Here is a 25,474-nt window from a genome sequence, read left to right on the forward strand (position 1 = left end):
GTCGGCGCGTCAAAGCAGCTTGGCGGACACCGCGAAAGGCCAGGCATCCGCGCATTGGAACGTGCCGGCAAGTTCGGAACCGGCCTTCAACTGGATGTTGAGCGAACACTCGCCCTGCGGCAGGTTGGCCCGGCCGAGCCAGGTCAGGCGGGAGCCGACGATGGTCGTCTTTCCCTTGTAATTGTTGTTTCGGTCATTGAGGCCCACCATCGGATACCAGACTGAATTGCTCGTACCCGGTTCGGCTCCGTCAATCTCGAAGATCAGGCCGTTCTGCATCAGCTGCCAGCTGCGCATGATGTACGAGCGCTCCAGTTCGGCCATCTTCTTCTCGTTGCCGGACGCGGCCTTGATGGCCGCCGTGAGCTGGGGCGGGATCTCCACCGAGAAGCGGATCTGCGGCAGGGTCGCTACGGCGGTGCGCAGTCCGAGATTGCGAATATCGGCATTGTCGCTGTCGAGCGCGAGGCGGGTGCAGATGCGCTGGATGGCAGCGTCACCCCCGGCGACCGCCTTCTCCACATAGGCAAGCCGCAGGTCCGGATCCGGATCGTTGCATTGCTCCCGCCAGGCCTTGAGCTCTCCGGCCCGATCCTGGGCATCCTGCGCCAGTGCCAGCGCCGGCGCAAACAAAACGAAAAACATCGCCAGACCCCTGGCGCGGCGCATCCCGGAAGCACGTTTTTTCATAGCACCTGTCCCCTCGTAGCAAGCCATTGCTGGCGCAGATCCCCTCCTATCGTTAAATTGCAAGTCGGGTGCTTTCAATACCAACAATCGAAGCAGATACATTACTAAAACGTAATGATATAACGCTTCCGTGATCACTTGAATCACTGTTCTGCCGTACTTATCTGTCACTTGGGTCGGTGTGGGGTCGAAAATGACCCGCGCCGCTTGGCTCGCCTTCAGCATGCACAGCTAGATCAAAAAGGGAGCCGATATATAGATCGGAAAGGGGTGCTTTATGGCCCGCAATACTCTGCCTTCCATTACCGCCGGTGAAGCCGGCCTCAACCGCTATCTCGACGAAATCCGCAAGTTTCCCATGCTGGAACCGCAGCAGGAATACATGCTGGCGAAACGGTATGCCGAACATGCCGACCGGGATGCGGCCCACAAGCTGGTCACCAGCCATCTGCGTCTCGTGGCGAAGATCGCCATGGGTTATCGCGGTTATGGCCTGCCGATCGGCGAAGTCGTGTCCGAAGGCAATGTCGGCCTGATGCAGGCCGTCAAGAAATTCGACCCGGAACGCGGTTTCCGCCTGGCCACCTATGCCATGTGGTGGATCAAGGCCTCGATCCAGGAATACATCCTGCGCTCGTGGTCGCTCGTGAAAATGGGCACCACCGCCAATCAGAAACGCCTGTTCTTCAACCTGCGTCGGCTGAAGGGCAAGATCCAGGCGATCGACGAAGGTGATCTGAAGCCCGACCAGGTGGCTGAAATCGCCACCAAGCTGAACGTCTCCGAGGAGGAAGTGGTTTCCATGAACCGCCGCCTTTCGGGCGACGCCTCGCTGAACGCGCCGATCCGCGCCACCGAAGGCGAATCCGGCCAGTGGCAGGATTGGCTGGTGGACGACCACGAAAGCCAGGAAGCAGTGCTGATCGAGCAGGACGAGCTCGATACGCGCCGCCGCATGCTGGCCAAGGCCCTGAGCGTGCTGAACGACCGCGAACGCCGCATCTTTGAAGCGCGTCGTCTTTCCGACGATCCGGTGACGCTCGAGGAGCTGTCGTCCGAGTTCGATATCAGCCGCGAACGCGTCCGGCAGATCGAAGTCCGTGCCTTCGAAAAAGTGCAGGAAGCCGTTCAGAAGGAAGCGCTCGCCCAGGCGAACGCCCTGCGCGTCGTCGACGCGTAGTCCGGCGCGATGCCGACGATATAAAAGGGGCTGCTTCGGCGGCCCCTTTTCTTTATCTGGCATCCGTGAACTCGGTGGGAGAAGCAGGGATGGCACCGCATATTACGCTCAGGGAACTTGCCGGCAGCTATGCCATTGCCCGGCTTCGAGCTGCCGACCCCATTCCCGCATGGGCGGATGGCGACGGTTTCGTCAGCATCAGCCGCACCGGGGACGAACTCTCGATCGCCTGCCGCGAGGAGCGCGTGCCGTCCGACATCAAGCAGGATGGTGGCTGGACCTGCTACAAATTCCAGGGGCCGTTCGCGTTCGACGAAACCGGCATCGTGCTCTCGGTGATCCGACCGCTGTCGGAAAACGGCATCGGCATTTTCGTGGTCTCCACCTTCGACGGCGACCACCTGCTGATCAAGACGGCCGACAAACCGAAGAGCCGCGAGCTGCTGCAGACCGCAGGCCACACGCTTCTCTAGGCGATGCCAGACGAACTGAACCTGATATTCCGCGGCCCAGGGAGTTTTGGACGGGATAGCCTACACGGACCAGGAGGCATTGCGACCGTCGTGAAAAAACCGGCGATGTTTCCAGCGCCGGTTCCTGAATGCCTATTGAGTCACAGCTGTCACTGCCCGCTGGCCGTCGCCCCCAGCGTAGCCCATTCGCGGATCGCATCGTTGAAGGCGCGTTCGCCTTCCGGGCCCTTCTGGAGGGTCAGCAGCGCGCGGCGGCCGTTGCGATAGGCGATCGGGATATCGATCCAGTTGCGGCTGCGCAGGAGTTCCAGATTGGTCGCACGTGCATCCGGGAAGTCGTTGAGCGCGATCATGTGGAAGTCGTCGGTGATCTTGGCAGGCACCGCGATCAATGCGTTGCCGCGATCCTGCTCGCTCGCCTTCATGGCGATGCGCTGCACGCTTTCGATCGCACCGCCCTCGAAATCCGGCGGCACGGCGAAAACGATCTCGACCAGGTGGCTCGCCGGCAGCGACGGGTCGGTATTGCGCTTGAAGGTCATCAGCGCCGTCAGGCCCCTGCCCGGCACGTTGATACGTCCCTGGACGACCGGCTCCTGCCGGCCGTTTGCACCTGCCTCGCGCTGCAGCGACCAGGACACCGAACCGTCGATGGCCGTCGGCGCCGTCTGGCCGATCCGCTCCTCATAAAGGAACATCTTCTCGCCTGCGACCGCCGGAGCATTTGCCGGGGCCGCCAAGGGCGGGTTGGCGGGCGGCGTGGCGGCATTCGGAGCTGGCACCGCCGGTGGCGTCTGAGGCGGTACCGCATTGGCGCTGCCGTTCGGAGCGCGAGGGGCTGCAGCCGGAGCGGGCGCCGGTTGCGCCGGAGGATTGGCGGGCGGAGCGTTGAGCTGCGCTACCGACTGGCCTTCCGCATTCTGCGCCAGGCCGGCGGTTGCGCCCGGCCCCTCGTCGACCTCGCGGCCGTCGGCCATCAGCCGTTGGGTGAATTTGGTCCCGGCTGTCGATCCGTCCGCTGTTCGCGGTGCGGCAGGCGTATTGGCCGCACCGTTCTGTGGCGGTGTCGAAGGGGCGGAAGGCGTCGAAGGGGTGCGGTTGGCCTGTGGTGTCGCGGGTGCGGGCGCCGGCGTCTGCTGCGCCGTCTGGCTTCCAGGCAGGCTCGACTGGATCAGGCCATCGACCATGTCGTTCAGCGAGTCGCGGTTCAGCCAGATCGCGTAACCGCCGCCGCCGACAAGTGCCAGACCGACGATCGCCAGCACGATGCCGGCATAGTTGCGCTTGCGCACCGGAGTGACCCGATAGGGCCTGGCCGGCGCATGCATCAGATCGTCCGCATCGGCATCGGTATGGAGCGTGCTGCGCGCGCCACCGCCCGAAGAGGACGGAGCATCCTTGTTGAAGCCGATCAGCTCCTCGAGATCACCCCACGGATCGCTGTCGGCCGGTTTCGCCGGCGCGGCAGTGGCCTTCTTGGACTGTTGCTCATCGAGATATTCGGCAAAGGGATCAATGGCAGCAGCCGTTGCCACCCCTGCCGCCGCGGCGGATTGCTCCGCGAGCTCCGGAAGATCGGCGACCGGCGGCATGCGGACCGAATCGACCGACACATGGGTCTCCTGATCGAAATGAGCGTCGGCCGGAGCTGCGGTACCGCCGTGCGCATGATCGATCGGCACGACCGGACCGGCCGTGATCAGTTCCGGCACATCGTTCCATGCAGCGGCGGCGACCGTCTCCTGGCTCGACACCGGAGGCTCGGCCGGAGCCGGCACCTCCCAGCCCCAATCCTCGTCTGCCGGCTTGGCCGGTTCCGGCGCCTGATCAGCCTCGGCAGGCTGTTCGACCTCCATCCGGTCCTCGACCGGGTGCTGATCCTCAAACGGATGCGGTTCCCTGTGCCATGCCTCCACGAACTCGGGAGCGTCCTGCTGAACAGCCTGCTCGCCGCGTGTCGGATAGGGGAAATCGTCGTCGGTCGATTCGCCCACGGCGGATTCGTCCGGCTCGGCGGCAGCATTGACCGGTTCCGGCACAACCGGCTCCGAGGCCGTCAGGGGGGCGGCCGTCGGGAATTCGATCGTGCTCTCGTCGAAAGCCTGCGAAGGCTCGGGCGCCGGTTCGGGCGCCGGTTCGGAATGATCGTCGGGTGCCGGTTCGACTGGCATCTCTTCCGACGGCACGTCGTCCCGCCAGTCGCCATATTGCTGGGCGGCGGGCTCCTGCTGATCGGAAACCGCCGTTACCTCTTCCTCCTCGTCAAGGACGGCCGGCTCGGAGACCGAAGGCTCCACGTCGGCGGGTTCCTGCGCGACCGGCTCCGGCTCAGCGGGTTCGGCATGGGCGACGACCGGTACCGGCTCTTCATAACCGTCTTCGTAAAAGACGGGCCGTTCTGCGCGAACGGAGGGGGCTGATTCGGGTGCGGCCGGCGTCTCTGCCGGTTCATGGGCTTCCGGCGCCTGAGCCGGTTCGGCAGCGTGCTGCTGGTCGTCCTGGTATTCCGAGACCCGCTCGGCCGGAACAGCCTCACCGGCCCTCTGGACATCTGCGGCACTTTCGCCGTCGGCTATGGGTTCCAATGCTTCGGCATGTTCGCTCTCGACGTCGACGATGGCGGCTTCGAGCTTGTCGAGCTGCCGCCGCAGCATGTCTTCAGGCGGACGCGGCTTCATGTTCTCGAGTTGCCGCTGCACGGCGCCACGAGCCTTTTCATAAACCTTCGCGCGCATCTCCGGCGTATTGTTCGCCAGACCGTCAACGGCGCGGCGGATCACCGCTACAAAATCAGCCATCAGCACTTTCTCATGTAAGCCGGCCCGAAGGCCGGCCGAATGGTAATCAATTCTTGACTTTAATCTTCAAACGGGTCGGTCACAAGTATGGTGTCGTCCCGCTCCGGGCTGGTGGAAAGTAGGGCAACCGGCGCACCGATCAACTCCTCGACCTGGCGGACATATTTGATCGCCTGGGCCGGCAGATCCGCCCAGGAGCGAGCCCCGACCGTCGATTCCTTCCAGCCTTCGAGGGTGATATAGACCGGCTCTACACGAGCCTGGGCGCCCTGGCTTGCAGGAAGATGATCAATCTGCTGGCCGTCGAGCATGTAGCCGACGCAGATCTTCAACTCGTCGAGGCCGTCGAGCACGTCGAGCTTGGTGAGCGCAATGCCGGTAATGCCGTTGGTGGCGACCGACTGGCGTACCAGCGCTGCGTCGAACCAGCCGCAACGGCGCTTGCGGCCCGTGACCGTACCGAATTCATGGCCCTTCTCGCCGAGGAACTGGCCGATCTCGTCCTTCAGCTCGGTCGGGAACGGGCCTTCGCCGACGCGAGTCGTGTAGGCCTTGGTGATGCCGAGAATATAGCCGAGCGCGCCCGGCCCCATTCCGGAGCCGGCAGACGCCTGGCCGGCGACCGTGTTGGACGAGGTGACGAACGGATAGGTGCCGTGGTCGATGTCGAGCAGCGAGCCCTGAGCGCCTTCGAAGAGGATGCGCGCGCCCTTGCGGCGCTGCTTGTCGAGCAGTTCCCAGACGGTTTCGCGGAAGGGCAGCACACGGTCGGCGATCGAGGTCAATTCCTGCATGATCGCCTCGTGCGAGACTTCCTTCTCTCCCAGACCACGGCGCAGCGCGTTGTGATGGGTGAGGATGCGGTCGACCTTGCCCGGCAGCGTCTCCATGTCCGCAAGGTCCATGACGCAGATCGCGCGGCGGCCGACCTTGTCCTCATAGGCCGGGCCGATGCCGCGGCGGGTGGTGCCGATCTTGGTACCACTGTTGGAGGCGGCATCCTCGCGCATGCCGTCGAGCTCGCGGTGCAGCGAGAGAATCAGCGTGGCGTTATCGGCGACCCGCAGGTTCTCTGGCGTGACCTTCACGCCCTGCGCGCCCAGCTTTTCGATTTCGGCCAGCAGCGCATGCGGATCGAGCACGACGCCATTGCCGATCACCGCGATCTTGCCCGGACGGACGATGCCGGAGGGCAGCAGCGACAGCTTATAGCTGACGCCATCGATGACGAGCGTATGGCCCGCATTGTGACCGCCCTGGAAACGCACCACGATATCGGCACGTTCGGAAAGCCAGTCGACAATCTTGCCCTTGCCTTCGTCACCCCATTGCGAACCAACCACGACTACGTTCGTCATCTGTGTTTCCTGTATTGCGGGCAAAGCCCCACGCGACCACACGCGCACCTTCCGTAGATCAATATTGATATACGGTCGACGCGCCAATTTGATTTTACATGCACTGCCTTTGGCGGAGGGAACTCGTTCAAGGGCATTGCAAACGGCCGCATCTATAAAGCCTCGGCCGACGGAAAGCGACCTGTTTGTCACTCGGGCGTGGTTTTTACGTGACAAAAGCGTGGATCACACGCTATTCCCGCCCGTTATTTCCTGAAATCACCGTCATTTTCCGGCGCCGGAGACCATCTTGCATAAAAAGGCCTATCTCTCGCTCGTCATTGCAACTCTGGCCTGGGGCGGCAATGCGGTAGCGGGCAAGCTCGCCGTTGGCCATGTGAGCCCGATGATGCTGACCTTCTGGCGCTGGTTTTTCGCCGTCGCCATCATCTTCGCCATTTCCATGCCGCAGTTGATCAAGGACTGGCCGGTCGTCAGGAAGAACCTGCCGATTCTCCTCTTCCTCGGCGTCGTCGGTTATGTCGTCTTCAATGCTGCGCTCTATACCGCCGTCAACTACACGACGGCGATCAACGTGACGGTCGAGCAGGCGGTCATCCCGATGCTGATCTTCGTCATCAACTTCGCCCTGTTCCGGATGAAGGTCTCCTGGGCGCAGATCCTCGGCTTCACCCTGACGCTTCTCGGCGGCGCCCTCACCGCCGTCCACGGCGATCTGAGCGCGCTGGTGACGCTGACCGTCAATTCCGGCGATGCGATCATGATGATCGCGATCGTCGCCTATGCGATCTATACGGTGGCGCTCAGATGGCGCCCGAAGGTCAATTGGCGGACGCTGATGGCGGTCCCCGCCTTCTTCGCGATGATCTTCTCCCTGCCGCTGGCCTTCTGGGAATATTCGAGCGACCGCCTGATCTGGCCCGACACGGAAGGCTGGATCGTGGTGCTCTATACGGCCGTCTTCGCCTCGCTGATCGCCCAGGTGCTCTACATCAAGGGCGTCGAGGAGATCGGCGCAAACCGGGCCGGGCTGTTCATCAATCTCGTGCCGGTGTTCGGCACGCTGCTCTCGGTCGCCATCATCGGCGAGAGCCTGCAGCTCTTCCATGTCGTCGCGCTGGCGCTGGCGCTCGGCGGCATCGCCATCGCCGAATGGGGAAAACCCCATATGGACCGGTAGTCCTGCTGGAAACAGAAACCGCCGGCCCCTGCAAACGGGCCGGCGGTTTTCAGATCATCGACCGGTGATATCCCGCCGCCTGCTGAGGCATTTGGGGAGCCGGCTGGTCGGAACTGCTCCTCAGCTGGCCATCGCCAGTCGTCCAGGGGCGAACGAGCGCTGATCGCGCACGTTGTTTCGGCTCACTTCAAAGCGCGCCAGCAGTTCGGAAAGACGGCTGCTTTCCTGCGCCAGAGAGGCGCCGGCCGCATTCATTTCCTCGACCATGGCGGCGTTCTGCTGGGTCATCTGGTCCATGTGGTTCACGGACGTGTTGATTTCCGAGAGACCTAACGCCTGCTCGTTTGCGGCAATGGCGATCGCCTCCATATGCTGGTTGACCGCCGCGACAAGCTTGGCGATCTCCTTGAGACCGTCGCCGGTATCATTGACGAGAACCACGCCCTGGTTGACGGCGGCTTCGGAATTGCCGATCAGCGTCTTAATTTCCTTGGCGGCCTTGGCCGAGCGCTGCGCCAGTTCGCGGACTTCCTGGGCAACGACCGCAAATCCCTTGCCCGCCTCGCCTGCGCGGGCTGCTTCCACGCCTGCGTTGAGGGCAAGCAGGTTGGTCTGGAACGCGATCTCGTCGATGACGCCGATGATCTGGCTGATCTGGTTCGACGCCATCTCGATCTTCTGCATCGCGTTGACCGCATTGGAAACGACGGTGCTGGAGTTTTGTGCGCGGGAGCTTGCATCGCGGACGATTTCCCGCGCCTCGCTCGCCCTTTCGGAGGTCTGCTTCACATTGGTGGTAACTTCTTCCAGCGCCGCCGCCGTCTGTTCCAGCGATGCAGCCTGCTGTTCCGTCCGCTTCGAAAGCTGGTCGGAAGCGGTCGAGATTTCGTCGCTGCCGCTGCGAACGCTTTGGGCGGTCCGGTTCACGCCTTCGAGCGCAGTCCGCAACTGGCGGACCGAGCTGTTGAAGTCATGGCGCAAGGTTTCGAACTGCTCGGAAAATTCCTTGTCGATCTCACACAGCAGATCGCCGGCAGCAAGGCGCTGCAGACCGGAGGCGAGTTCCGAGGTGGCCTGGGTCAGCCGCTCCTCGGCTTCGGACTCTGCCCTGCGCTGGAATTCGATGCGTTCGGCTTCGGCCGCCTTGCGGGAGTGTTCGGCATCCGCCTCGAGCTGGCGGTTCTGCTGCGCAGCCTCGCGGAAGATTTCGACGGCGCGCGCCATATCGCCGATCTCGTCGGTGCGGGCGGCACCCGGGATTTCGACGGAAAGGTCGCCGCCGGCGAGCGTGCGCATCACACCCGTCAACCGGCTGATCGGATTGGCGATCCGCACGATGACCGTGTAGATGCCGAGAAGCGAAAGCGCAAAAGCGATAACGGTCGCAACACTGTAGACGATGATGGATTGCGTTGCGGAAGCAACCTCTTCTGCCGTCAGCCTCGTCATCTCGTCGAGCGAGGCGGAGGCCATGTCGGCGACCGAAGACTGTGCGGGCGCGGCGGGCTTGCGCCAGTCGTCGACCGCCATGTCGAAGGGTTTGCCGGCCTGGAATGCCTTGAGGGCAGCATTGCGCTGCTCGGCATACGGTCCGGCGAAATAGGTCGTTTGCGCTGTCCGGTGGAGCGTCTTGATCTTCTCCGGGGTCGTCTCCGCGTTGGAAAGCTGGGTGATGACATCCCATGCCGTAGCCACGCGCGCATCCTGAACAGCAATTTCCGTCAGCTTGTCCGCCGCAAGCGGCTGTTTGGCGATCAGCGCATTGACGAAGGTGGAATTGGCGGTGCCGAGCTGCGTGCGCGCCGTCCAGGCAAGGGAGCGTATCTGGGTGAACATGATCATCCCCGGCCCGCGCGCATTGATGGTGGCCTCGGCCTGATTGGCGGCCTTTTCGAGATCGGCCAGCATCGTATCAGCAAGTCCGAGCACGGCTTTGCCGAGCCCCGGATCGCGGTCCTTGACCGCCTGCGTGAGCGCCGTGTCGACATTTGCACGATAGCCGGCCCACTGCGTATAGGCGTTGAGGACGGGAGAGATTGCGTTGCGCAGGCTCGCCGATTCGACTTCGGCCGTCAGGGTCTTCACCGCCGAAAAGGCTTTATCCATCGACTGCCGGCCGGTATCCATGTTCTTGCGGCTGGACGCGATCTCGGCAGGTTCCAGCTTGATCGCCGAGGATATGCCGCCGCGCTCGCCGCGCAGCCCGATCAGCGCATTGAACAGCGCTTCGTCAAGCTGTGCCAGTTCCGAGAGCCGGGTGGAGTTTTGGTAGCGACCGATCTCCTGAGACAGCATTCTGCCCATGAGACCCAGTATGCCCAAGCTAAGAACAACAAAAGCCAGTATCAAAGTATGCTTGATTGAAATCCGCACCTGCATCACTCCTTAGTTAATACACTCGCCGCTCGGTTTGCGGGCAATCAGCAATTCGGATAATTGCTGAACCACCCGGCAGCGTCTCCCGACCTGGACGGGAGAGATAATACAACCTCGTATAAAACATTAAATATTCGATTAAATACAAGGCGTTCCGGAAGCCTGTGGAATCGTTTCCGCAACTTGGGCATCACATTCACCGAATGGCGAAAACCCGCCTCCCCGTATGAAGGAGACGGGCCGGTCCGTCGTGCTGCAACGGACGGGAGCGAGGAGAGCCGCTCCGGATCAGATAAGATGACAGATTGGAATGATCATACCACGCCCGCCGGTCGGGCGCCGCACCTGATCGCCGGACATGTCGATCATCGCGCTGTCATGGCCGAGGATCACGTCGCCGCGGCCGGTCGAAATCGCCAGCACCCGTTCGATGCGGCCTTCCCCGCCGATCGCATATTCGATCCGCAGAGCCTCCGGCGACCAGCCGAGCAGAATGAGGTGATCGCGCTTCAAGTCGGCGCAATCGAGGCCGGCATTGGCGCGCATCTTGGCCAAAGGTATGCCGGCGACCGTGTCGAAATAACTGTCGAGCTCCGAGATGGCGTTGTTGACCGCGGAATTGACCCGCAGCAATTCGCGCCGCTGCGAAAATGTCAGCGCCGTATCATCCTCGACGCGGTGATGGCGCTCGATCGCCACGCCTTCGGTCAACATGCCCGCGAAACCGGTGATGCCAGCTGCGCGTGATTCCTTGCCGACAATCAGCGCCGTCAGGACAATGGCGGAAATGATGAGCTTCTTGATCATGGCTGCACCCTTTTCTTCAGACGGCTTGGATGCCGTTTCTTGGATGAGTTCACCCTAGCGCTCGGGTTTTTCGGGGCGCTTAAACAGATAGCTGCAATTTTAGTGAAATCGGCTTTTTTCCCGACTTGATACAGAAGGCTCGAAACAGCGTGCTCAAAAAGGCAGCGGAGTAGGCGGAAATTGATGCTTTTCGAGATGTGCCCGATCTCCTACCCCTCAAAAACGAGATGCAGAAAGGCAGGACAACATGGGCAAGCCATTTTACTGGAACGAACTCAATTCACTCGATTTCGCCGGCCTTTCGCCCGACAAGACCATCGCCATCCTGCCGATCGCCTCGACCGAACAGCACGGGCCCCACCTGCCGATCGCAACCGACGTGGCGATCGCCAACGGCATGCTGGCGGAATTGAAGGCGCAGCGGCCGGACGACCTCGATTTCCTCGTTCTGCCGACCCAGGAGATCGGCAAGGCGAACGAGCATGTCTATGGCCCCGGCTCGCTGTCCTTCGGCCCGGAAATCCTGATTCCCGCCTGGACCGCGATCGGCGCCAAGGTGGCGGAAGCCGGGGTGAAGAAGCTCGTTTTCGTCAATTCGCACGGCGGCAATGTCGATATCATGAGCATTGTCGGCCGCGAATTGCGCGTCCGCTACAAGATGGCCGTGATCGGCACGCAATGGGGACGCTTCGGGCACCCGCCGGGCCTGATCAGCGAGCACGAGCAGAAATACGGTATCCATGGCGGCGAAGTCGAAACCTCGCTGATGTTGCATTTCCGCCCCGAACTGGTGCGGATGGAGAACGCGCAAAACTTCGTCTCCAAGGCGGAAAGCCGCTCGAAATACATGCAGCCGGCCCCGCCGCACGTGCTGTCCTGGGTAGCCCATGACCTGAACCCCAACGGCGTCGTCGGCGACGCCTCGAAGGGCACCGCCGAAAAAGGCGCGCTCATCTGCCGCCATCAGGTCGCGGGCTTCATCGAGATGCTGCGGGAATTCGAAACCTTCCCGCTCGACGAGCTCTACTCGCGTTAACCCTCGTCGCGTTGCGCGTCCCGGCCATGCGGCTGGGGCGGCAGGTGGCCCTTGGCCTGCAATTCGGCCACCATGGCCGCCAGTTCAGACAGCAGGAATTCCACGAACAGGCTGGTCGCCGTATCGAGCGTCGTCCGCGCGCGGGCGAAAAGCTTCATCGGCTGGTGGCGCGCGTGCGGGTTGGCGATCGGCCGGAAGATCAGCTCGCCGCGGCGGCATTCCGACAGCACGTCGAGGGGATTGAGCAGCGTCAGGCCGGTGCCCGCCTTGACCAGCTTCTTCAGCATTTCCGAGGCATTGCTTTCCACCAGCGGCTCCACCGCCACCGACAGCGGCGATAGCGCCAGATTGATGATGTTGCGCAGACTGGTGCCCGACTGTGCAAGCACCAGTGGCTCCTGCACGACATCCGCAAGGTCGACCGGCCCCTCTTCGGCCGCCAGCCGATGCCCTGGCGGCATCACAACGCCGATCGGTATGTCGAAGTTGGCGAGCGTGCGGATGCCGGGCGTCGCGGGGATGTTGAAACCGAGCCCGAAATCCACCTCCCCCGTGATCACCGGCTGCATCGTGTTCGACGGCCCATCGTTGCGCAGCAGAACCCGCACGCGCGGATGCTGCGCGACGAAGCGGGCTATGATCTCGGGGAGCGGCCCCGCGGCAAGCCCGACGGTCGAAACCAGCGTCACCTTGCCGGCCTGCGGCATCTTGAGGCCGCGGATGCGCGCTTCCATCCGCTCATAGGTCTTCAGCACCTCCCGGATATGCTCGATGCAGAGCTCGCCCGCTGCCGTCAGCTTCAGCCCGCGCGGCATCCGCTCGAAAAGCGGCGCCCCGAACTCTTCCTCAAGGGCCAGAATCTGCCGGTTGATCGCAGACGACGCGACGTTCAGCCGGGCGGCCGCCTTGCGGATCGATCCGCATCGGGCGATTTCGTCGATATATTGAAGTTTTCGCGAGTGCAGCATTTTCTCCGAAGCCCCTCATTGCATGTTTTTTGATCATGCACCACAATTTGGCAGGTTAAAATTCGAGCGCTGCCCTAAAGGCATCAATGTGAACGAATTTTGATGCTTTTCAAAGAGCAACGCAACCGTACAAATGCTCATCATAAGCTGCTCTCACGATGCCGCACGGTTTAACAGGGGAACAAAGCGACATGTCCAAATCCTTGATGATGAAGAGTTTTTTTGCTGCCGTCGGTCTTTCGGCGGTGGCCCTCGGCGCTCAGCCGGCCGCTGCCCTCGATGAAGTCTCCTACGGCACCAACTGGCTTGCCCAGGCCGAGCACGGAGGCTTCTACCAGGCCGTCGCCGATGGCACCTATGAAAAGCGTGGCCTGAAGGTGAAGATAGTCCAGGGCGGCCCGAACGCCGCCAACCGCGCACTACTGATCGCCGGCAAGGTCGATTTCTACATGGGCGGCCCGCTCGGCGACATGGATGCCGTCAAGCAAGGCATTCCGCTGGTCAGCGTCGCCTCGATCTTCCAGAAGGACCCGCAGGTCCTGCTCGCCCATCCCGACGCGGGCGTCGAAAAGTTCGAGGACCTCGCCAAGATGAAGACCATCTTCATGGGCAAGGAAGGTTACACCACCTATTTCGAGTGGATGAAGAAGAACTTCAAAGGCTTCAAGGACGAACAGTTCAAGCCCTACACCTTCAACCCTGCCCCCTTCATCGCCGACAAGGCCTCCGCACAGCAGGGTTACCTGACCTCCGAACCCTACGAGATCGGCAAGCAGGCCGGCTGGACGCCGAAAGTCTTCCTGATCGCCGATGCCGGTTACGGCCCCTATTCGACGATGATCACCACCACGCAGCCGATGATAGACAAGAAGTCGGACGTCGTGCAGCGTTTCGTCGACGCCTCGATCGAGGGCTGGTACACTTATCTCTATGGTGACAACAAGGCCGGCAACGACCTGATCAAGAAGGACAATCCGGAAATGACGGATGGCCAGATCGCCTATTCCATCGCCAAGATGAAGGAATACGGGATCGTCGTATCCGGCGACGCCGAGACCAAGGGCATCGGCTGCATCACCGACGAGCGCTACAAGAAGTTCTTCGAGTCGATGGTATCGATCGGTGTCCAGCCGGCCGACCTCGATTACAAGAAGGCCTATTCGACCAAGTTCGTCTGCAAGGGCGTCGGCATGGCGCTGAAGAAATAGTCTCGGAAGAGCGCAACGGTTCATTCCCTCTTTGCTGTGCCTGTCACGGGAAAGAGGGAATTGCCGCCCTGTCCCGACTAAGTTCAAGGCCCGCAATGAGCATGTCCCAAGCCCCGTTGATACCCGCCCCCGGGGAGACACGCAGACGCCCGCTGGTCGTCATGCGCTCCGTCTCGAAAACATTCTCCAGCGGCACGCTGGCGCTCTCCGACATGTCGCTGACGGTCGAGGGGGGCGAATTCGTCAGTCTGCTCGGACCCTCCGGCTGCGGCAAATCGACGGCACTGCGCATCATTGCCGGCCTCGGCGACGTCTCGACCGGCACGATCGACTGGCCGAGTTCCCGCATCAACTCCAAAGGCCTGCCGGAAGGCGACATTTCCTTCGTCTTCCAGGAGCCGACGCTGATGCCGTGGCAAACGGTGTTCGGCAACGTCTACCTGCCGCTGAAACTGCGCGGCGTCTCCAAATCCGCCGCTCGCGACGAAATCATGAAGACGCTCGCGACTGTCGGCCTCCAGGACTTTGCCGACGCCTATCCGCGCGAACTTTCAGGCGGCATGAAGATGCGCGTCTCGATCGCCCGTGCGCTGGTCACCAAACCGAAGCTGCTCTTGATGGACGAGCCCTTCGCGGCGCTCGACGAAATCACCCGCCAGAAACTCAACGACGACGTGCTGCGGCTGTGGCGCGAGACCGGCATCACGGTGATCTTCGTCACCCATTCCGTGTTCGAATCCGCTTACCTCTCCAACCGCATCGTGGTGATGAAGGCGCGTCCCGGCCGGGTGCATGCGGATTTCCCGCTGGTCACGAGCCTCGAGCGCGATGCCCGCTACCGCACCTCGGAAGAATACCGCCAGGCCTGCGAAAAGGTCTCGACCATGCTCATCGAAGCAATCGGCGGGGAGGAACATTGATGGCCGACACCGATACCGCCCTCGTGCCGCCGAAGCCGGGCTTCCTTAGCCGCAACCGCGATACGCTGCTGCGCACCCTCGTCCCGATCTGCGTGGTGATCTGCCTCGTCCTCCTCTGGCAGTTCATCATCACCGTCAACAGCATCCCTCAATACATCCTGCCGGGCCCGCTGGCGGTCGCGAACTCGCTCTACAACGACTGGGGCACGCTCTCGCCCGCTCTCTGGGTGACGACGCAGATCACTATGCAGGCGCTCGCGCTGGCGCTGATCGGCGGCGTTGGCATCGCCGTTTTTCTCATCCAGTCGAAATGGATCGAGACCGCCTTCTATCCGATCACGGTCATCCTGCAGGTGACGCCAATCGTGGCGATCGCGCCGCTGATCCTCATCTATGCGCCGACGACCCAGGTGGCGCTTTTGATCTGCGCCTTCCTCGTCGCCTTCTTCCCGATCCTGTCGAACATGGTCCAGGGCCTGAAGAGCGTCGATCACAACCTGCTCAACCTCTTCGATCTCTACGGTGCCTCGCGCTGGCAGACGCTGCTCTACCTGAAACTCCCCTCCTCGCTCCCCTATTTCATGACGGGCCTGAGGATCGGCGGCGGCCTGGCGCTGATCGCGGCGGTCGTTGCGGAGTTCGCGGCAGGCTCGGCCGGCGCAGGTTCCGGCCTTGCGTTCCGGCTGCTCGAATCCCAGTATCGCCTCAACATTCCGCGCCTGTTTGCGGCACTGATCCTGCTGTCCTTGCTCGGCGTGGTGATTTTTGCGATCACCTCCTTCATCTCGTGGTTTTTCCTGCATCGCTGGCATGAAAGCAGCCTGAAAAGAGAAAACTGATGACTGCCTTCATGACGCTTCCCGACGCCCGCCGTTTCGCGCTCACCGATGCGACGCTGCCGGCCGTCCTCGTCAAGGGCCTGCCGGCTGTCGCGAAGGACGGCCTCATGGAAGCCGATCTCGTCATCGCGGACGGCAAGATCGAGGCTATCCTGCCGAAAGGCTCGGCGCCCGCCGATCTGACGATTGCGGATATGCGCGGCGGCATGGTCTGGCCTTGTTTCGCCGACATGCATACGCATCTCGACAAGGGACATTTCTGGGACCGCCGCCCCAACCCGGACGGCACGTTCGAGGGCGCGCTGATGAACGTGCGCGAAGACCGGATCGCCAATTGGTCGGCCGTGGACATCCGCGCCCGCTTCGAATTCTCACTGAAAAGTGCCTACGCCCACGGCACAAAGCTGATCCGCACCCATCTCGATAGTATTCCGCCGCAGCCGGATATCTCCTTTCCGTTGTTCGACGAGCTTCGCGCCGAATGGAAGGACAGGATCGCGCTGCAGGCGGTCGCCCTGCTGCCGTTGGAATGCGTGCTCGACGAAAGCGTCTTTGGCGGCATCGTCGCGACGGCGAAGCGTTATGGCGGACTGCTCGGCGGCGCCACCCGCATCCTGCCGGATTTCGAACGGATCCTCGACACGCTCTTCCAGGCGGCCGCCGACAACGGCCTCGACATCGACCTGCATGTGGACGAGACGGAAGACAAGCAGGTCCTGACCCTCGAAGCCATCGCCGAGGCAAAACTCCGCAACCGTTTCGAAGGCTCGGTGACCGTCGGCCATTGCTGTTCGCTCGCAAGGCAGGACGACGAGACCGCAGGCCGTGTCATCGACAAGGTGGCCAAGGCCAACATCTCGGTCGTGTCGCTGCCGATGTGCAACATGTACCTTCAGGACCGCCATGCCGGCCGCACGCCGCGCTGGCGCGGCGTCACGCTGTTCCACGAGCTGACAGCCGCCGGCGTGAAAACCGCCGTCTCCTCCGACAATACCCGCGATCCGTTCTACGCCTATGGCGACATGGATCCGGTCGAGGTTTTCCGCGAGGCGGTCCGCATCCTGCATCTCGACCACCCGCTCGACACATCCGCCCGCGTCGTCACCTCGACGCCCGCCGAAATCCTTGGACGACCGGATATCGGGGTTATTGCCGAAGGCGCCCCCGCCGACCTCGTGCTGTTCAGCGCGCGCCGCTGGAGCGAATTCCTTTCCCGTCCGCAGGCCGACCGCATCGTGATGCGGAATGGCATGGGCATCGACCGTCGCCTGCCGGATTACCGTGACCTGGACCCGATTTTGGACAAGTGAACATGCCGGACTACGCACAGATCAAGAAAGAACTCGAAGGCCTCGCACTTGAGGACAATCCGGCGCTGGTGCGCCAGAAGAGCCGCGATTTCTACTGGTACTCGCCGATCCTCAAGGAAGAACTCGAGAACGTCACCGCCGATCTCGTCGTCTCGCCGAAAAGCGAGGAAGAGGTGATCCGGGTGCTGAAGGTCGCCTACGCCCATGGCGTGCCGGTGACGCCGCGCGGTGCCGGCACCGGCAATTACGGCCAGGCCATGCCGCTCTCGGGCGGCATCGTGCTCAACCTCATCCACATGAACAAGGTCAAGGAAATCCATCCGGGCCGCGTCATCGCCGAACCCGGCATCGTGATTGCCGAACTCGACCGCCAGACCAGGGCGCATTCCGGCCAGGAGCTGCGCTTCCACCCCTCCACCGCCCAGACGGCGACGATCGGCGGCTTTGTCGCCGGTGGTTCCGGCGGTGTCGGCTCGATCCACTGGGGCGGTCTGCGCGACCTGGGCAATATCCTGCGCCTGCGCGTCGTTACCATGGAGGCCGAACCGCGCGTGCTCGACCTGACGGCCTGGGACCTGCAGAAAGTCACCCACGCCTACGGCACCAACGGCATCATCGTCGAGGTCGAGATGCCGCTGGCCCCCGCCTATGACTGGGTGGACGTGCTGGTCGGTTACGACGACTTCATGGATGCGGTGCGCTTCGGCGATGCGCTGGCCCACAAGAACGGCCTGCTGATCAAGGAAATCGCCCCGATCGCGGCGCCGATCCCCTACGACTATTTCCCGCGCCACAAGCCGTTCCTGCGCGACCGCAACCAGTCGATCGTCGTGCTGATGATCGCGCCGCATTCGATGGACGCCTTCACCGCCTTTGCCGAACGCCAGAAGGGCGAGATCCTGTTCCGCTCCGACAAGGTCGAGAGCATGAAGGGCATCCCGCATGCCTATGAACTCGCCTGGAACCACACGACGCTGCGCGCCCTGAAAGTCGATCCCGGGTTCACTTATCTTCAGGTCCAGTATCCGGGGCCGGACCACGTCGCCAAGGTCGAGAAGATGACAAAACTGTTCGGCGACGAGGTGCCGGGCCATCTCGAATTCATCAAGTTCGACGGCCGCATGCAATGCTCCGGCCTGCCGCTGGTACGCTATACGACCAGGGAGCGGCTGGAGGAGATCATGCAGATCCACCGCGACAACGGCTGCCCGATCTTCAACCCGCACCGCTACACTCTGGAAGAAGGCGGCATGAAACAGACGGACACCGTCCAGCTCGCCTTCAAGAAGGAGACCGATCCGAAGGGCCTGCTCAATCCCGGCAAGATGATCGCCTGGGACAATCCCGATTTCGATTTCTCGGCCGGCAAGAACTACCTCTTTCCGGGCCTTGCCGCAGCAGGTGGCTGATGCGGGTCCTGCTCATCCATTCGCATCCGGTCGAGGAAAGTTATGGCGCAGCGCTGCACAGGCAGGCGCGTGAAAGTCTATTGAAGGCCGGGCATGAGGTGGATGACTGCAACCTCTATGCCGAAGGTTTCGATCCGGTCATGTCGCGCCATGACCGGATGACCTATCACGACTACCCCAATAACCTGTCGCTGGTGAAACCCTATGTCGACCGGCTGCAGGCGGCGGAAGGGCTGGTGATTGTCACGCCGGTCTGGAATTTCGGCTGGCCGGCCATGCTGAAGGGTTATTTCGACCGCGTCTGGCTGCCGGGCATCACCTTCGAGCTGAAGGACGGCAAGCTGACGCGAAAACTGCATATCGACAAGGTGGCGGTGGTCACCACCTATGGCGCCACCCGCTGGCGCGCCTTCCTTGCCGGCGACCCGCCGAGAAAACTGTCGAAACGCGTGCTGCGGGTACAGACCAACCCGGCCCGGCCGGTGGCGTTTCTGGCCCATTACGACATGAACAACTGCACGCCGCAGACGCGCGCTGCCTTCCTCGATAAAGTCCGGCGCGAGATGGAACGGTTCTAGCTTTCCATCGCACGGCGGCGCATCGACAGAAGAGCCGCCGCCTCCACCATTGCCACTCGCGTGGCGGCGCCCGGGCCGTCGGCGTCCGATGCATCGGACTCGGAGATGAACAGAAACCGATCCACTTCCGCCCCAGCCGCCGTCACCGTCCGATAGGTTTCCCATCGCTGATGAATCTTCGCCGCAACCCGGAGCGACGGAATGTTTTCCGGACTGACGATCGAGACGATTCGCTCGAAACCGAGAGTGCCGAGACCAAAATCACGGCAGGCGGCCGCTGCCTCGGCGGCATAACCACGGCCGAGCCATTCGCGCCGGAGATGATAGCCTATCTCCGGCTCCAAGCCCTTGAGCGTCGGCTGAAGCGTAACGCCGCAATCACCGATAAGCTCACCGGTCGCCTTCTCGACGACACCCCACAGGCCGAAACCGTTTTCCTCATAGCTCCGGAAGGCAAGCTTTTCGAACCAGGCTTCGGTCTCTTCAAAGCTCTTGGCGCGCGGATAGAAGCGCATGCTCTCGGCATCGCCGAAGATGCGAAATAAAATCAGCAGATCAGCTTTGGTGATCTCCCTTAAAGTCAGCCCTTCCGTCTCAAGAACCTCACGCATCCCAAGCCCTCAATCATCGCCAAATCGCCCCGCCACTCTTTACTTGAACACGCTTTTTTGCGCTATTTTCCCCATAGCGAATCTTGATGCTCGGGGGCAGACAGACGATGACGAACCAGGTTTCACCACTCGCCAGTATCCTGCGCCCTTTGCATCCCCGGGATCCGGAGGAACACCACCGTGCCGCCACCCCGCTCGAACTGCTGTTCGATCTGGTGTCGGTGATCGCGATCGCTTCCGCGGCCGGCGGGCTGCACCATGCGATCGCGGAGAATCATGCAGGCCAAGGTGTCGTCACCTTTCTGATCGCTTTTTTTTGCATCTGGTGGGCCTGGATGAACTTCACCTGGTTCTCATCCGCCTATGACAATGACGACGTCGTCTATCGGCTTTTGACGATGATCCTGATGGGCGGATCGCTGACCATGGCAGCCGGCATCCAGTTCCTTTTTACGGCGGCTCCGGATCTGACCATGGTCGTTTTTGGCTATGTCGTCATGCGTCTCGCCATGGTGCTGCTCTGGCTGCGCGCCGCCTACCATGATCCCGCCCGCCGCAGGACGAACGTCGCTTATGCCGTCGGTATCTTCCTGGTGCAAATCTACTGGGTGGTCTACGTGATGACGCAGTCGGTATCGACCGGCTTCGGCCTGGCGCTGTGGGTCTTGGGCGCCTTGCTTGAACTCGCCGTCCCGGCAATTGCCGAGCCGCTCAGCGGCAACACGCCCTGGCATCGACACCACATCATGGAACGCTACGGCCTGCTCAATATCATCGTGCTCGGCGAAACCCTGCTTGCCGGCTCCATCGCGCTGCGACAGTTTGCCGGCGAATTCAACCTCATGCTCGTCCATACCGCACTTTCGGCACTGATCATCGTCTTTGCGCTCTGGTGGGCTTATTTCTCCCGGCAGGAACACCTTGGCAGCCATAGGCTCAGCCGCGCATTGCAATGGGGCTATGGCCACTTCTTCATCTTCGCGTCCGGAGCAGCAGTCGGCGCCGGCTTTGCCGCGCTCGTCGACATCATCACCCACCATGCGGAGGTACCGCTGATCGTCGGCGACTATGCGGTGGCGATCCCGGTCGCTATCTATTTCGCAAGCCTGTGGTTCGTGCGCGACCGTTTCGCCTGCACCGGCTTCTCCAGGTATGCGCTTCTTATCTTCGGCCTGCTTGGCCTTGTCGTGCCGGCAATCGGGCTCGGCCTCGAAGGCATTGCAGCCACGACTGCGCTCGGCGTCATCGTACGAAACCTGTTTGCCGGGGGCGCTTATTTAGCGTCACCGACATCTCATCCCGACCATTAAACTTTTCCTTAAATTTTACCGGTTATTAATCTCTGGAAACCGAGAGATTAAGCGATGCGTACTGCGTTTTTCATCGCCCTCCTGACGCTGTCCCTGTCTGCCTGCGCCTCTGCGCCGAGCAGGGTCACCAATGCCTGCGCGATCTTCGAGCAGCGCGACGGGCTGTTCAACAACTGGGCGCGTGACGCCAAGAAGGCGGAGCGGGAATTCGGCGTGCCGGTGCCGATCCTGATGGCGACGATCTATGTGGAATCGGGCTTCCAGCCCTATGCCCGGCCGCCGCGCACCAAACTGCTCGGCTTCATCCCGTGGACGCGCGTCTCGACGGCCTACGGCTACGCCCAGGCGCTCGACGGTACCTGGCTGAGCTACAAGAAGGATACCGGCCGCTGGAGCGCCAGCCGCACCGATTTCGGCGATGCCGTCCATTTCGTCGGCTGGTATCACAACCAGAGCCATCTCAAGAACGGCATCCCGCTCGCCGACAGCTACAACCTCTACCTCGCCTACTACACCGGCCAAGCCGGCTATGCGCGCGGCCAGTTCGGCAACGGCGTCAAGCAGACCGCGCAGAAATCCGCCGGCATGGCCGCCAAATACGAAGCCCAGCTCAGAAGCTGCGGTTATTGATGAAGCGGCGCCGGTTGTCAGCGCCGCCAGCTTCTCGGATCAGTTCGTCGCCTTCTTCCGCGGCGCGAGTTCAGTCTCGATCAGGATCGTCACCTCGTCGCTGACCACCGGCACATGAAGGCTGAGGCCCCATTCGCTCGAATGGGCAGGGTCGGACACGTAGATCCCGGAAGGCACCGGTGCCTGCATGCTCTCTGGAAAGGCAGGTGTGCCGAGCAGCGCCGACAGCGCGAGAAGGTGCAGGTATTTCATGAGCATGGCCATTCTTGTTGAATCAGGTGAATCAATGGTTGAAGTGTTCAAGCCGCCGTCTGAACCGGGAGCAGTTTGAGGAGCTGGCGGATGCCCTCCTCCTCGGCCGTGAAACCGCCGGTCGTAATCGCCCCGAAAGCGGCCGCTGCAGCCTCCGTCTTCGCAGGCGCATGCGGCAGCGCATCCGGCCCTTGCAGGCGGAAGGAGATCGGCGAGAGCAGTCCGAACAGCAGCGCCCGCTCAAGGTCCGGCCAGATCGTCAGGTCCGGCTCCACACCGGCATTGCGGGCGAAGGCGAGTGCTGCCACATGCATCGGCAGGCTGAGCGGTCCCGAGCGGGTGGCGCGGCAACGTTCAACCCCGGCAAGCATCGCCACCCGCGCCGGGAGCGGCTGCTTGCTCCCGAAGCACTGGGCAACCCAGCGCGCCTGCAATTCGAGAACCGGGAAGGCCGGTCCGACCAGATCGAACAGGCCGAGGAAGGCGAGCCCCGGCAGGTCCGGGTGGAAGGTGTGCTCGTGAAGATCGGCGCCATAACCGTCGAGCCGGATCGTCCGAACGATATCCTCCGAAAGCCAGGGCATCTGCAGGCGGTAACCTGTGCCGAACAGGATGGCGTCCACATTGGCGCTCGTCCCGTCGCGGAACCAGGCGGTATGACCGTCAATCCGCTCGATCCAGGGCTTCACCGCAATGCGCCCCTCCGCCACCGCCGGCAGAAAACCCTGCGACTGCGAGATGCCCGCCACAAAGGCGTTGCCCTCCGGCCTCCGTGCGCCGAACTGGTCCGGGGAACCGGCCACCTTCAGGACCGTCATGGTCAGACCTTCGGCCAGCATGTCCGGCGGCAACACGCTTTCCATCAGCACGGCGGCCCGATTGAACATCACGTGATCCGTCGGCACGCCGGCGATGATTTTCGGCAGGATGTAGCGCTGCCGGCGGTTGGCGGAGATCACCTGTGCCGCACCGCCGAGCGCGATGTCGGAGGCAATCTCCAGCGCACTGATCGAGCAGCCGGCGACAAGCACCTTGCGCCCGCGATAACGCTCCGGGCCGTTATACTGGGCGGTGTGGGCGGCGCCGAGAGCTCCGGCAAAACCATCGAGTCCTGGTACTGCCGGCAGGTCGGGCACGTTCTGGCGTCCAGTTGCGATGATCACCCGCTGGAAGACTTCGGAACGCTCCTGCCCGTCTTCGGTCGAACGGATCAGCCAGCCATTGCCAGCCCGCTCCAGCCGCTCGACCCGCGTCTTCAGTCTCAGATGCGGCAGCAGGCCAAAGGTGAAGGCATATCGTTCGAGGTAATCGAGTATGTCCTCCTGCCGCAGATAGGCGGCGCTTCCGGAGGCGTGGTCGAGATCGGAAAAGGCGGTCATCACGCGGCTGGTATTGGTGCGCATGCCGGGCCAGATGGCGCTGGCGGCCGAGGCGGAATTCCATTGGCCACCGAGGCGGGACGAGGCCTCGAAAATGACGGGCACCAGCCCGCGGGCGACGAGGAAGCGCGCGGCGACGAGACCGGCTGGACCGGCGCCGATCACGGCGACAGCGTTTTCAGGCATTCTGACATGGTTCTGGGTGGACATCGGCTTGCTCCTTGTTCGATGGGAGCGCTTTAGCCAGTTCCGCGAATGTCGTTTCCTAAAAGCTCATTAAGTCGCGCGGGGGAATCCTAAAACCTGCCTAACTGCGCTATGAACCTGTCCAAGGGGGACGTTCGATGTTCGGGGACGAAATCGCAGGCTTCATAGAAAGCCCGGTGATGCAGATCATCGGCAGTTCGAATGATGCCCGCCAGCCGGAGATCGGGCGGGCGGTGGGCGCCTGGATGTCCGCCGGAAGTGATACCATCAACCTCCTGACCTCGGCCTGGCAATGGCCCGAGACCGTCGCCAATCTGCGCGAAAACGGAAAAATTTCCGTCACGTTCGCCCGGCCGTCGGACTACGTCTCCTATCAACTGAAGGGACAGGCCACCATTCGGCCCGCCGAACCGGACGAGGTGGAGCGCTCATCCCAATATATCGTTGCGATCGTTTCGACGCAGATGAGACTTGGGCTGCTGCCGGAACTGATCATGCCGGTACTTTCCAACCGCGACCCGATGCTGATCACGATGCGTGTCGCCTCGGTCTTCGTCCAGACGCCCGGCTCCCGCGCCGGGGAACGTATCTGGAGCACGACCCCATGACGCCGACGCCGATCAGGCTGACTTTGGCTGATCTCGAAGCCTGTTTCGAAGGCGTGATCCCCTCGATCATCTCGACGGCGGATGCCGACGGGCTGCCGAATATTTCCTATCTCTCGCATGTCGCCGTGGTCGACGATCGGCATGTGGCGCTCTCCAACCAGTTCTTCGCCAAGACCGCCGCCAACATCCGTCTGAACCCGCATGCGATGCTGCTTCTGGTGGATGCACGCAATTCTGCACAATATCGGCTGGAACTGGTCTTCGCCCACACCCTGGAGGCGGGACCGTTGTTCGAGCACATTGCGCTGCAGCTGGACGCAAGCAGTGCACAGGTCGGCATGGCCGGTATCATGAAGCTTCGCAATCTCGATGTCTTCCGCGTCGTGAGCATCGAGCCGATCCCCTCCCAGGTCCAGACCGCCGAACCCCAAATGCCGAAACGGAACCGGTTGGCTGGAGCAGCCAGGATTGCCGAAACGATCGCCGCGGAAATGGACGCGGACGGCATCATCGATGCCATGCTGGAAGGATTGCGCACGGAGTTCGGTTTCGAGCACTGCTTGTTGCTGCAGCTCTATGAAGAGCGCAACCAGCTCATCACCATCGGCAGCATGGGCTATGTCCCGTCCGGCATCGGCTCGGACATCCCTTTCGACGAAGGTGTGATCGGCGCGGCTGCCGCCGGTGGGCGTCTCGTCAAGTTGAGCGACATGAGCCGCATCCGCCGCTTCGGTGCGGCCGTGCGCGGCTCCTCGGCCGACGAAAACCGCACGCGGGCAATCCCGCTCCCCGGCATGCCGGACGCGATGAGCCAGATTGCCGTGCCGCTCGTCGCCGCTGGTGCGGTGCGCGGCGTCCTCTTCCTCGAAAGCCGCGACCGCATCGCTTTCACCAATGACGACGAGGCGGCTCTTTCGATGATTGCCAGGCAGGCAGCCATGGCACTGGCCCTGAGCGAAAAGCTCTCGCTCGAAACCGAACCGCAACGGTCGGTCCCGGCCCAACCTCCGGCATCCGAAAAGACAGTGCAAGTTGTTCACCATCGCTTCGATGACAGCGTTTTCATCGATGGCGACTACGTCATCAAGGGGGTCGCAGGCAGGCTGCTCGCCTCGATGCTGGAACAACACCAGCAAAGCGGCCGGCTGGAATTCACCAACCGCGAAATCCGGCTCGACGCGGCGCTGAAGCTGCCCGACTTCAAGGACAATCTGGAAACGCGGCTGCTGCTGCTCCGCCGGCGACTGGACGAGAAGCGGCTGCCGATCCGGCTCACCCGCCTTGGCCGCGGCCGGATAGGCCTTTTCGTCGAAGGCCAGCTACGGCTCAGCAAGGACGTCGTGTAAG

23 protein-coding genes are annotated in these 25,474 nt (G+C 62.3%); 14 read left to right on the forward strand and 9 right to left on the reverse strand.

Going from position 1 to position 25,474, the window contains the following annotated elements:
- Positions 1 to 9: 9 nt before the first annotated feature.
- Complete coding sequence (locus tag LZK81_RS15590; RefSeq protein ID WP_233953851.1) at positions 10 to 690, reverse strand: hypothetical protein; 681 nt, start codon at positions 688 to 690, stop codon at positions 10 to 12.
- A gap of 277 nt (positions 691 to 967) precedes the next feature.
- Between LZK81_RS15590 and rpoH the strand changes: the two genes are divergently transcribed.
- Positions 968 to 1,870: an RNA polymerase sigma factor RpoH gene (gene rpoH, locus LZK81_RS15595; protein ID WP_046600920.1), complete on the forward strand. Its 903-nt coding sequence runs from the start codon at positions 968 to 970 to the stop codon at positions 1,868 to 1,870.
- Between the two features lie 89 nt (positions 1,871 to 1,959).
- Complete coding sequence (locus LZK81_RS15600) at positions 1,960 to 2,343, forward strand: ACT domain-containing protein (RefSeq protein ID WP_233953852.1); 384 nt, start codon at positions 1,960 to 1,962, stop codon at positions 2,341 to 2,343.
- A 149-nt stretch (positions 2,344 to 2,492) separates the two neighbouring features.
- Here the strand turns inward: LZK81_RS15600 and LZK81_RS15605 are convergent, their stop codons facing one another.
- Together LZK81_RS15605 and LZK81_RS15610 are read right to left on the reverse strand one after the other, a co-directional pair.
- Positions 2,493 to 5,141: a hypothetical protein gene (locus tag LZK81_RS15605; RefSeq protein WP_233953853.1), complete on the reverse strand. Its 2,649-nt coding sequence runs from the start codon at positions 5,139 to 5,141 to the stop codon at positions 2,493 to 2,495.
- Positions 5,142 to 5,200: 59 nt separating this feature from the next.
- On the reverse strand, positions 5,201 to 6,499 hold the full coding sequence (locus LZK81_RS15610) for an adenylosuccinate synthase (RefSeq protein ID WP_233953854.1): 1,299 nt from the start codon (positions 6,497 to 6,499) through the stop codon (positions 5,201 to 5,203).
- A 289-nt stretch (positions 6,500 to 6,788) separates the two neighbouring features.
- Here LZK81_RS15610 and LZK81_RS15615 point away from each other — a divergent pair, with 289 nt between their 5' ends.
- Positions 6,789 to 7,679, forward strand: coding sequence for a DMT family transporter (locus tag LZK81_RS15615; protein WP_233953855.1), 891 nt, complete (start codon positions 6,789 to 6,791; stop codon positions 7,677 to 7,679).
- Between the two features lie 120 nt (positions 7,680 to 7,799).
- On the opposite strand, the gene LZK81_RS15620 is transcribed toward LZK81_RS15615, so the two are convergent.
- Together LZK81_RS15620 and LZK81_RS15625 are read right to left on the reverse strand one after the other, a co-directional pair.
- The gene (locus tag LZK81_RS15620) at positions 7,800 to 9,983 is read right to left on the reverse strand and encodes a methyl-accepting chemotaxis protein (RefSeq protein ID WP_233953856.1); all 2,184 of its coding nucleotides are present in this window, start codon (positions 9,981 to 9,983) and stop codon (positions 7,800 to 7,802) included.
- Positions 9,984 to 10,343: 360 nt separating this feature from the next.
- On the reverse strand, positions 10,344 to 10,862 hold the full coding sequence (locus LZK81_RS15625) for a transglutaminase-like cysteine peptidase (protein WP_233953857.1): 519 nt from the start codon (positions 10,860 to 10,862) through the stop codon (positions 10,344 to 10,346).
- Between the two features lie 247 nt (positions 10,863 to 11,109).
- On the opposite strand from LZK81_RS15625, the gene LZK81_RS15630 reads away from it, so the two are divergent.
- Complete coding sequence (locus LZK81_RS15630) at positions 11,110 to 11,898, forward strand: creatininase family protein (RefSeq protein ID WP_233953858.1); 789 nt, start codon at positions 11,110 to 11,112, stop codon at positions 11,896 to 11,898.
- Here LZK81_RS15630 and LZK81_RS15635 read toward each other — a convergent pair.
- Entirely contained in the window at positions 11,895 to 12,866 is a 972-nt protein-coding gene (locus LZK81_RS15635; protein ID WP_046603629.1) for a LysR family transcriptional regulator, read from the reverse strand. The genes LZK81_RS15630 and LZK81_RS15635 overlap by 4 nt on opposite strands.
- A gap of 191 nt (positions 12,867 to 13,057) precedes the next feature.
- Here LZK81_RS15635 and LZK81_RS15640 point away from each other — a divergent pair, with 191 nt between their 5' ends.
- The 6 genes from LZK81_RS15640 (at position 13,058) to LZK81_RS15665 (ending at position 19,130) form a co-directional block, all read left to right on the forward strand.
- Positions 13,058 to 14,074 (forward strand): ABC transporter substrate-binding protein, encoded by a 1,017-nt coding sequence (locus tag LZK81_RS15640; protein WP_233953859.1) that lies wholly within the window; start codon positions 13,058 to 13,060, stop codon positions 14,072 to 14,074.
- A 95-nt stretch (positions 14,075 to 14,169) separates the two neighbouring features.
- Positions 14,170 to 14,994, forward strand: a complete 825-nt coding sequence (locus LZK81_RS15645; RefSeq protein WP_046603627.1) for an ABC transporter ATP-binding protein — start codon at positions 14,170 to 14,172, stop codon at positions 14,992 to 14,994.
- A complete protein-coding gene (locus LZK81_RS15650) occupies positions 14,994 to 15,833 on the forward strand; it encodes an ABC transporter permease (RefSeq protein WP_046603626.1) in 840 nt (279 codons plus the stop codon). The genes LZK81_RS15645 and LZK81_RS15650 overlap by 1 nt, the downstream gene beginning before the upstream one ends.
- Positions 15,833 to 17,143, forward strand: a complete 1,311-nt coding sequence (locus LZK81_RS15655; RefSeq protein WP_418936446.1) for a cytosine deaminase — start codon at positions 15,833 to 15,835, stop codon at positions 17,141 to 17,143. Before LZK81_RS15650 ends, LZK81_RS15655 begins: the two co-directional genes overlap by 1 nt.
- Before the next feature lie 2 nt (positions 17,144 to 17,145).
- Positions 17,146 to 18,552: an FAD-binding oxidoreductase gene (locus tag LZK81_RS15660; RefSeq protein WP_046604086.1), complete on the forward strand. Its 1,407-nt coding sequence runs from the start codon at positions 17,146 to 17,148 to the stop codon at positions 18,550 to 18,552.
- Entirely contained in the window at positions 18,552 to 19,130 is a 579-nt protein-coding gene (locus LZK81_RS15665) for an NAD(P)H-dependent oxidoreductase (RefSeq protein WP_233953860.1), read from the forward strand. The genes LZK81_RS15660 and LZK81_RS15665 overlap by 1 nt, the downstream gene beginning before the upstream one ends.
- Here the strand turns inward: LZK81_RS15665 and LZK81_RS15670 are convergent.
- The gene (locus LZK81_RS15670; protein ID WP_326491490.1) at positions 19,127 to 19,741 is read right to left on the reverse strand and encodes a GNAT family N-acetyltransferase; all 615 of its coding nucleotides are present in this window, start codon (positions 19,739 to 19,741) and stop codon (positions 19,127 to 19,129) included. The two genes, LZK81_RS15665 and LZK81_RS15670, sit on opposite strands and share 4 nt — an antisense overlap.
- A gap of 107 nt (positions 19,742 to 19,848) precedes the next feature.
- Here LZK81_RS15670 and LZK81_RS15675 point away from each other — a divergent pair, with 107 nt between their 5' ends.
- Both LZK81_RS15675 and LZK81_RS15680 read left to right on the forward strand, forming a co-directional pair.
- Entirely contained in the window at positions 19,849 to 21,051 is a 1,203-nt protein-coding gene (locus LZK81_RS15675) for a low temperature requirement protein A (protein ID WP_233953861.1), read from the forward strand.
- A 54-nt stretch (positions 21,052 to 21,105) separates the two neighbouring features.
- On the forward strand, positions 21,106 to 21,681 hold the full coding sequence (locus LZK81_RS15680; protein ID WP_233953862.1) for a transglycosylase SLT domain-containing protein: 576 nt from the start codon (positions 21,106 to 21,108) through the stop codon (positions 21,679 to 21,681).
- A 39-nt stretch (positions 21,682 to 21,720) separates the two neighbouring features.
- Here LZK81_RS15680 and LZK81_RS15685 read toward each other — a convergent pair whose 3' ends face one another.
- Positions 21,721 to 21,939, reverse strand: coding sequence for a hypothetical protein (locus tag LZK81_RS15685; RefSeq protein WP_233953863.1), 219 nt, complete (start codon positions 21,937 to 21,939; stop codon positions 21,721 to 21,723).
- Positions 21,940 to 21,980: 41 nt separating this feature from the next.
- Positions 21,981 to 23,522, reverse strand: a complete 1,542-nt coding sequence (locus LZK81_RS15690; protein ID WP_233953864.1) for a flavin-containing monooxygenase — start codon at positions 23,520 to 23,522, stop codon at positions 21,981 to 21,983.
- 134 nt (positions 23,523 to 23,656) lie between these two features.
- On the opposite strand from LZK81_RS15690, the gene LZK81_RS15695 reads away from it, so the two are divergent.
- Together LZK81_RS15695 and LZK81_RS15700 are read left to right on the forward strand one after the other, a co-directional pair.
- On the forward strand, positions 23,657 to 24,127 hold the full coding sequence (locus tag LZK81_RS15695) for a pyridoxamine 5'-phosphate oxidase family protein (protein WP_233953865.1): 471 nt from the start codon (positions 23,657 to 23,659) through the stop codon (positions 24,125 to 24,127).
- Positions 24,124 to 25,473 (forward strand): GAF domain-containing protein, encoded by a 1,350-nt coding sequence (locus LZK81_RS15700; RefSeq protein ID WP_326491491.1) that lies wholly within the window; start codon positions 24,124 to 24,126, stop codon positions 25,471 to 25,473. The genes LZK81_RS15695 and LZK81_RS15700 overlap by 4 nt, the downstream gene beginning before the upstream one ends.
- Position 25,474 lies beyond the last annotated feature (1 nt).

This window comes from Neorhizobium galegae, assembly GCF_021391675.1.
In the GTDB taxonomy this organism is placed as follows: domain Bacteria; phylum Pseudomonadota; class Alphaproteobacteria; order Rhizobiales; family Rhizobiaceae; genus Neorhizobium; species Neorhizobium galegae_B.

Excerpts from the sequence above, each read along its gene's own strand:
- LZK81_RS15590 (WP_233953851.1), bottom strand. The coding sequence starts at position 690 with ATGAAAAAACGTGCTTCCGGGATGCGCCGCGCCAGGGGTCTGGCGATG.
- rpoH (WP_046600920.1), top strand. The coding sequence starts at position 968 with ATGGCCCGCAATACTCTGCCTTCCATTACCGCCGGTGAAGCCGGCCTC.
- LZK81_RS15600 (WP_233953852.1), top strand. The coding sequence starts at position 1,960 with ATGGCACCGCATATTACGCTCAGGGAACTTGCCGGCAGCTATGCCATT.
- LZK81_RS15605 (WP_233953853.1), bottom strand. The coding sequence starts at position 5,141 with ATGGCTGATTTTGTAGCGGTGATCCGCCGCGCCGTTGACGGTCTGGCG.
- LZK81_RS15610 (WP_233953854.1), bottom strand. The coding sequence starts at position 6,499 with ATGACGAACGTAGTCGTGGTTGGTTCGCAATGGGGTGACGAAGGCAAG.
- LZK81_RS15620 (WP_233953856.1), bottom strand. The coding sequence starts at position 9,983 with ATGGGCAGAATGCTGTCTCAGGAGATCGGTCGCTACCAAAACTCCACC.
- LZK81_RS15625 (WP_233953857.1), bottom strand. The coding sequence starts at position 10,862 with ATGATCAAGAAGCTCATCATTTCCGCCATTGTCCTGACGGCGCTGATT.
- LZK81_RS15630 (WP_233953858.1), top strand. The coding sequence starts at position 11,110 with ATGGGCAAGCCATTTTACTGGAACGAACTCAATTCACTCGATTTCGCC.
- LZK81_RS15635 (WP_046603629.1), bottom strand. The coding sequence starts at position 12,866 with ATGCTGCACTCGCGAAAACTTCAATATATCGACGAAATCGCCCGATGC.
- LZK81_RS15640 (WP_233953859.1), top strand. The coding sequence starts at position 13,058 with ATGTCCAAATCCTTGATGATGAAGAGTTTTTTTGCTGCCGTCGGTCTT.
- LZK81_RS15645 (WP_046603627.1), top strand. The coding sequence starts at position 14,170 with ATGAGCATGTCCCAAGCCCCGTTGATACCCGCCCCCGGGGAGACACGC.
- LZK81_RS15650 (WP_046603626.1), top strand. The coding sequence starts at position 14,994 with ATGGCCGACACCGATACCGCCCTCGTGCCGCCGAAGCCGGGCTTCCTT.
- LZK81_RS15655 (WP_418936446.1), top strand. The coding sequence starts at position 15,833 with ATGACTGCCTTCATGACGCTTCCCGACGCCCGCCGTTTCGCGCTCACC.
- LZK81_RS15660 (WP_046604086.1), top strand. The coding sequence starts at position 17,146 with ATGCCGGACTACGCACAGATCAAGAAAGAACTCGAAGGCCTCGCACTT.
- LZK81_RS15665 (WP_233953860.1), top strand. The coding sequence starts at position 18,552 with ATGCGGGTCCTGCTCATCCATTCGCATCCGGTCGAGGAAAGTTATGGC.
- LZK81_RS15670 (WP_326491490.1), bottom strand. The coding sequence starts at position 19,741 with ATGCGTGAGGTTCTTGAGACGGAAGGGCTGACTTTAAGGGAGATCACC.
- LZK81_RS15675 (WP_233953861.1), top strand. The coding sequence starts at position 19,849 with ATGACGAACCAGGTTTCACCACTCGCCAGTATCCTGCGCCCTTTGCAT.
- LZK81_RS15680 (WP_233953862.1), top strand. The coding sequence starts at position 21,106 with ATGCGTACTGCGTTTTTCATCGCCCTCCTGACGCTGTCCCTGTCTGCC.
- LZK81_RS15685 (WP_233953863.1), bottom strand. The coding sequence starts at position 21,939 with ATGCTCATGAAATACCTGCACCTTCTCGCGCTGTCGGCGCTGCTCGGC.
- LZK81_RS15690 (WP_233953864.1), bottom strand. The coding sequence starts at position 23,522 with ATGTCCACCCAGAACCATGTCAGAATGCCTGAAAACGCTGTCGCCGTG.
- LZK81_RS15695 (WP_233953865.1), top strand. The coding sequence starts at position 23,657 with ATGTTCGGGGACGAAATCGCAGGCTTCATAGAAAGCCCGGTGATGCAG.
- LZK81_RS15700 (WP_326491491.1), top strand. The coding sequence starts at position 24,124 with ATGACGCCGACGCCGATCAGGCTGACTTTGGCTGATCTCGAAGCCTGT.